Genomic DNA, 6,707 nt, shown 5'->3' with positions numbered 1-6,707 from the left:
GATACAAATAACTACTTTTTGGACAGGCCACATAAGTCCGATGCGTAGACTGTTTAAGCAAGGTTCGGATGTACACATCATGACCACCGCCACCGGCGACATGAAAATTGGTATACAGGATATTCATCATTTTTCTCATGCGATGCGTAGGGCTGATGGCCTGATGAGACGGTGCCAATACCATAGCTGACGCGGCTTTCAGCTTCCAATTGGTTTGGCAGATCAATATCGCGATTTCGATCCGTTTAAACGATCAATCCCTGTCAAAAAATCTGCTAAATTGGCGTTCTTTATGATTGCCCTCCTGAAGGTTAAGTACCATGACGTTGTCTATCCATGTGCCCATTATTCGCAATAACAGCGAAGGTTTAGCCTCAACCAACCCACTGGCGTTAATGCTGACTCAGGAAGCCGCGTTGGATTATCTGCTCAAGCATGCACGAATGTGTCATCCTAATGAGGCGCTGACTTACCGCATCGCTCGGTATGAGTTATTAGAAGAGCTGGCCTGCTTTACTTATATTGGGCAGACCCACTATCATCTTGTGTTGGTTGATGGCTTGCCGGGCACTCTGGAAGCCATCGTCAGGCAATAAGGCTATGAGCCTCAATCATCATCGGCGTTCTCAGGGAGGTTTAAACATGACATATTCTGTCAGCAAGGTGGGAGCACATTTAGCATGGAATATTTAAAAAGTGTCATCCTTAATCTCTCTGAGGTCATAAAAATAGCCTTAGAACTTATCTCCGTCATCTGTGTATTCGTGGGCATGTGCCGGGTGTTGGTCATTGCTATCGTTAATTTTCACCAGACATCACTACTCCACATCATCAGAGTACGATTTGGAAGTTGGTTGGCTTTGGCGCTGGAGTTTCAATTAGCGGCCGATATTCTGGCGACAACAATAAATCCCAGTATGGATGAACTGATTAAACTGGCGATTATTGCCCTCATTCGAACGTTCCTTAATTATTTTTTATCCAAAGATATTGAGTCCATCCGTCAGTAACGTTGAACTCGAAGGCGTGGCAATGAGGGTTATCGTACGGCCCTGACGGGGGGAGACTGCCGGTCAGAGAGACTCGATACATAAAGATTGTCGTGACCGTAAAGTTTGACTTTTCGATGACCTTCGCCTCAAAACCGGCATCAATTGAATACCGACAGCAAAAACCTGCCAAATAGCAGGTCCAATAAGAAATGACTCAGATAAATTAAGCGAGAAGTCCCGCATCAACCCGATTTAACGCACTGCATCGCAAATTGTGCGCCATCCTCTAAAAAGAGAGCCGGGGCCTGGGTGAGCGCATTAATGCGTAACAATTCTTCCTGACCGTATTTATCCTCTAATTTCTCATAGATACAGGCACACACGGCTTTATCTACCCCGCCGGACAGGCAACCCCGAATAAACTCGCCTTTGAGTTTGGTGTTGTCATCGGAGCAACCCGCCAACAAAAACACCGTACTGAATAACATCACATAACTTTTCATTTTTTTTCCTCTGTTTAATTGAGTATCAGGGCCATGCCCAGCGCAACACCAAAAACTAACCCGATAAGCTGAGGTCCACATAGCCAGAACAGTTTAATGCCAACTAAGCTGAAGAGCCCTCCGTGGGTAAAAACGATATCTGGGTGGGCAAAGTTTCGGATACCCTGACCGATAATCGCCCCTATCCAGCCCAAAATAGCACCGACAATGACGGCGAGTGTTTTGGCCCAAATGCTGGCCCCCAAGACCATCGCTGAGACGTTATAGACACACATCACGATGGAGACCACCACGGCCACTACCGCCCAAACCAGCCACATCGTCGGTAAAGAAAAATCCTCGTCATCCTGACTATTTAATGAATCATTATTTTCCATGATGCTGATACTCCTTATTAATGAAATAGATTATCGGTATCGCCAATAGGCCCGCCACGCAGACGGGCACTGTCGATGAATGTCATGACTCCGCGCTTTGGAATGCTACCGGATACGCGATAAGTCATTGATCGTTTGTTACTATGGATATTGAGATTTCGATCGTCCGCGCAGATCAATCTCGTGTTATCACTGAGGAAAACTGGATTGATAGGGGAATAAAGGGAGAAAGACGACAATAAAAGAGAATTAACCAAAAAATAGCACGTTACGCTCATGGCCCGACCATGGATGACCGATGGGCTAAGCCCTGTTGGTGTGGATACCGACAACGGTTATGGATTAAAAGAGAAAAAATTGTGGGCACACCTCTAGAGGATAAGACTGAATGGCGGAACGTGACGGAGGAGTAGCCAGCACGCCCCCAAACGACATTAGCGTTGTCACGGTTCCCCGGCTTAGGTACCATCAGCCTCCATTTTATCGACTATTTGATACCCATGACCACACCCCATGCCCCGACCACACAAGACTTAGCTCACTTCGCCTTTTGTGCTTTAGTCGCACTGCGTACTGCAATGCAAGATGACTTAGTGACATCTCCACTGGGAGAGCACCTGTTTTTAATTCGATGGCTGGCCACGGCCCAAAAGCAGAAACGATTTACCCGCAGATTAGCATTGGACATCCAGTTACTGCTGAACAAAGGTCGCCGACAAGGAGAGAAAGCCCGGTTAAAAAAGGACCTGGCGTTCCTTTGGTCTTCATTCACCGACGACAAGCCAACAGCCAGCGATTTGATTCGGTTGGTGGAGGCCATCAGGCAATTGAATACGCAGGGATGGGAAAATATCTTGCTAGACCCACCTAACAGCGAGCCAGAACAACAGACTGACTCGGTTGCAGGCCCGGTGTTCTATGTCGCTAAACAGGCTCTGACCGACGCGTTTACTGAGTTGGGTGTGTTGATAGCGCCTATTTCATTCCAGATAGTTGGCGATGCTCAGGCGTTTGTGGCAAGGCTCGCCGAATGGCATTTCAATACCCAGGTCACGACAATTTCGCACAACAAAGCGCAAGTGACGTTAGTGCTCTAACTAACCTGACCGCACAAAGACGGGCTACAGTGACAATTCAAAAACGTCGACCATCCCCTGAGAACCCAGCTCTACAAACCGGATAAAAGTCAGGGATCCTATCCAGTAGCGGTAGAGGTCAGTTTGCAAAGATTTCTACGCTGACAATTATCGGCGGTGTAACGTACACCCTTCCCAGTGAGGCAAGATACGCCTATGAAATGGCGCGATAGCGTGAATCACACATTATGGCGTTATATTAATATTTTCCCAGTCCAATTCAGCATGACCGTTTTCCGTATCAACCTCTTGAAATGGAGTAATTTCAATTAATTGACTCCCCTGTAAGTATTGAATATTGTCGGCCAGATTTTTTATTATGGAAAATTGTCGGTAATTGGCCTCGGGTTAATGAAACTGGCCGATATTGATTCAAGGTCTGTAATATTTTCTTGCACAGATCATAATCAGGGATCATATCATCTCTACTTAATTATTCTATCTGAGGCCGCGCTACACACATTAACGTGAATACGTACCCGTAAAATAGTTACGTTCGTACATAGTTAGTAACAAGTTAAAGCATAGTCATAAACGGTATTCATGCAAACGTTGGTTGTTTTTTGTGCCTGAAGGATAATGGGAAAAAGGAACGGTTACAGTGACATCGGGGATGGATTATCGAACAGGATAGTGCCGGTTTGATGCCTGACAGTCGGTAAAATGGCCTGTCTTGTGTGGCAACATTGACCATAGGGAATGAGAACACCGAGGTCACAAAAACCTCGACTGGCAATACTTGGGGAATGTGAGTAAGTAGACCACCGAGCGGGCACAACATTATTTATCGTGGTGATGTCGAGTTAGACAAAGACAGTATGGTGTCAACACATCAATGATATCAAAATACCATTGACGAAAGGAATGAGCCGCCTGATTGACCACTCCCCCGCCTTAATATATTAATAACTTCGTTATTTCACATACTGCCAAACCGAGGCCGGCACTTTATCATACAGTTTGCCCATAATTAACTCAGCCAATCGGTGATCGGCGGCCGAATTAAAACTTTCCATGTTGTGCTCATTGAGTGAGTATCTATTTTTATCGATAATACGTTCGAGGGTTTCAATCGATGTACAACGGCGTAAACACATCAGCCAATCCTGCTTGTTCATTGGGAACGTCTCCAAAATAAGGGTAATAAACTGCCACTACGTAACGTCATAGCCACAATGACTGATTAGGATCATCATATCGGTCTTTGTCTCTAAATGTCATCGCTTAGCTTCGTCAGCCTGAGTCAGTAACTGCTTCAGGCAACCATATTTCTACTTTCTTCCAGCGATTTGGGGCATCTACTATCGCCGAGACCACCCGTTTCATTATCCCGCACACGCTCTGTTTCAACGCCTGATACTTTACCGCGGCTTCTGCTATCGTACGCAAGGAAAACTGGTTTAACTCTATTTTCATCGCATCAAATTCATCCGGAGTCAGTATTAACGCTCCCCTAAAATCAGAATAGCGTTAGAAATGTTATTATAATGTAAAATTTAACCACCATCTTTAATAAAACCTAACTTGTACGTTGATGGTTTTCAGTGTCATCCGATTTCCCTGATGGAAAACGGCGCTACTTTTCAAAACTGGATTGCGGATAACCTACCCACATGCCAAACCTAAAAAATGGTTCAACTCACCACGATAAATAGACTTTATTAAACCTAGCGGCAAATGATCTGGCACTCGCTCTTCTTATCTTATTGTCAATATAATGCGAATAACCCTTAAAAATATATATTCATTTAGTATAATTTAACAAAACTGACATTAGAGTAATTAATTATAGTTAGCTCACTTTTCTTTAAGAACATAAATTAGCCAAAATAATGCAATTAAAACAACGCAATAAAAAACAAATTAAACATAAAAATATTGATATTATACAACAAGTTAATTAATTACCTCAAATCAATCAATATAACAACATATACTTTTAAATACAAATTAATATAAAATAGAGCTTAATAACCCAAGTTATTGTAATACTTAAAATCAACATAAAGAAGTTATGGAAAACGTGAAAAAAACCAACATACGGATATTCAAAAAGAATCTCATCCTTTTAAGCATCTTGTCAGTAGTCAGTACGGCCCCGGTTGTTCAGGCCGCTGAGACCTATTGGAATAATGCTAACGGCAACAATCAGTTTTTTGATGAAAATAACTGGTCTAACAATTCCACTCCAACGCTGAATGATGACCTGTACATTTATGATACGGGCCATCAGACGGTTGAACTTTCTCTGGCCACCGTTGACTATTATACCCCGAGCCTTGGTGGTGACAATAACCACACATTATTTATCGGCTCAGACTCAGGGAATAGTGCATCATTAAAAATTACTAGCACACCTGGAAACTATCAGTCTACCACCTATATCAGTGGGTCAATGGCGGTTGGCAGCCATGGTGGAAAAGGTGTCGTTGAGTATCATGATTATATTTTTGATGCCTCCAATATTGAGGATCCTGAAGAACACGCTTTTACGCCCAAAATTTACTTAGAAAGTCTGAGTATTGGTTCAGGCCTGAACAGCGACGGTCTAGTTTCTCTGACTGGCTCAGGAAAAAGTTCCAGTGAACATATGATGAGTTCGTCTGCCTTTATGGTCAGAGAACTACATATAGGCACTGACGGTGGCAAAGGTGTACTTCATGTTGACGGGAGTAATATTGAAGCTGGTTCCATGTATGGTAACGATCGTCGCTCATTCTCACTGGGACAAGGTACCGACAGCGGTATAGCCGGTACAGGTACCATTAACATACTCGGCGGCGGTAAGATGATGGTTTCCGGGAGCGCCTATAGCGAAGGGGCAATCGGCGCGGTTATTGGTGAAAGTCAAGGAAAAGGTACCCTGAATCTCTCTGGATCTGTAATGAAAAATAGCGAGACCATCCAAAGTCAGGCCGTTTTTGCTCAAGGCTTAGAGGTCGGCGTGAATGCCGGTAGTCTCGGTTCTATTTCTGTTTTAGATGGGGCAAGCCTGTCTACCATGGCATCAAACACCGATGAGTCTAATATTAGCGCGTATATTGGCGTCGATAATGGCACCGGTTCGGTGTTGGTATCCGGAGAAAATAGTCTCTGGAAGGCATCCGGGCACACGTCTATTCCATACGAAACTAATGAAGTGGGTCATCTCTCTATTGGTGAAAGTGGGACAGGTAGTTTGACAATCGCCAATGGCGGAGTCGTCTCGCTGGGCAGTACCGGCTACTTCTATCGATATAACGATACCGGCTACAGTAGCTATGAACCGGTATTTGATAACAGCATTCTGGGCGATTTATATCTGGGCAATCAGGTTAATGGCGTAGGAACCCTCAATATCGGTGGCGCTGAAGGTCATGCACCACAAATGGTAGGTAGCGTTGAGGTAAATAAAATCATTTTTGGCGCCGGCGATGGTTCTATCGTATTTAACCATACCGACCTGAGCGGTAATTATACCTTTACTACCGATCTGGTCAGCAGCGCGGAAGGTAAAGGAACCATCAAACAGGTTAACGGTATTACCGAGTTTGATACCGATCGCAGCCNGTTCAGCGGCAAAACCGAGATAACCGGCGGAACGCTGGTCGTCAGCAACGCGCTGGGCGGCTCAATGAGCATTGCGGAGCGTGGCACCCTTGCCGGTACCGGTATGGTAGGCACAACCACCCTATATAACGGCGGTAATATTTCACCCGG

Annotated in this window: 7 protein-coding genes and 1 pseudogene; 4 read left to right on the top strand and 4 right to left on the bottom strand. The window is 44.6% G+C overall.

Annotation, left to right across the window (positions count from 1 at the left end; translation table 11 throughout):
- Window positions 1-320: 320 nt before the first annotated feature.
- The gene (locus YWE_RS0120265) at window positions 321-596 is read left to right on the top strand and encodes a hypothetical protein (RefSeq protein WP_029096128.1); all 276 of its coding nucleotides are present in this window, start codon (window positions 321-323) and stop codon (window positions 594-596) included.
- 84 nt (window positions 597-680) lie between these two features.
- On the top strand, window positions 681-1,010 hold the full coding sequence (locus YWE_RS0120260) for a DUF1622 domain-containing protein (protein WP_029096127.1): 330 nt from the start codon (window positions 681-683) through the stop codon (window positions 1,008-1,010).
- A 224-nt stretch (window positions 1,011-1,234) separates the two neighbouring features.
- On the opposite strand, the gene YWE_RS28115 is transcribed toward YWE_RS0120260, so the two are convergent.
- Window positions 1,235-1,495, bottom strand: a complete 261-nt coding sequence (locus tag YWE_RS28115) for a hypothetical protein (RefSeq protein ID WP_036016672.1) — start codon at window positions 1,493-1,495, stop codon at window positions 1,235-1,237.
- A 14-nt stretch (window positions 1,496-1,509) separates the two neighbouring features.
- Window positions 1,510-1,872 carry a hypothetical protein gene (locus YWE_RS0120250; RefSeq protein ID WP_029096126.1) on the bottom strand — a complete coding sequence of 121 codons (363 nt, stop codon included), beginning with the start codon at window positions 1,870-1,872 and terminating at the stop codon, window positions 1,510-1,512.
- Between the two features lie 440 nt (window positions 1,873-2,312).
- Here YWE_RS0120250 and YWE_RS28110 point away from each other — a divergent pair, with 440 nt between their 5' ends.
- Entirely contained in the window at window positions 2,313-2,969 is a 657-nt protein-coding gene (locus YWE_RS28110) for a DUF2913 family protein (protein ID WP_099044081.1), read from the top strand.
- A 953-nt stretch (window positions 2,970-3,922) separates the two neighbouring features.
- Here the strand turns inward: YWE_RS28110 and hha are convergent.
- Window positions 3,923-4,126, bottom strand: coding sequence for a hemolysin expression modulator Hha (gene hha, locus YWE_RS0120240; RefSeq protein WP_029096125.1), 204 nt, complete (start codon window positions 4,124-4,126; stop codon window positions 3,923-3,925).
- A gap of 115 nt (window positions 4,127-4,241) precedes the next feature.
- Window positions 4,242-4,424: a hypothetical protein gene (locus YWE_RS0120235; RefSeq protein ID WP_029096124.1), complete on the bottom strand. Its 183-nt coding sequence runs from the start codon at window positions 4,422-4,424 to the stop codon at window positions 4,242-4,244.
- Between the two features lie 598 nt (window positions 4,425-5,022).
- On the opposite strand from YWE_RS0120235, the pseudogene YWE_RS0120230 reads away from it, so the two are divergent.
- Window positions 5,023-6,707: pseudogene (locus YWE_RS0120230) on the top strand (hypothetical protein); the annotation flags it as partial.

This window comes from Budvicia aquatica DSM 5075 = ATCC 35567, assembly GCF_000427805.1.
GTDB classification, from domain to species: Bacteria; Pseudomonadota; Gammaproteobacteria; order Enterobacterales; family Enterobacteriaceae; genus Budvicia; species Budvicia aquatica.
This window is presented reverse-complemented; position numbering and strand designations above follow the sequence as displayed.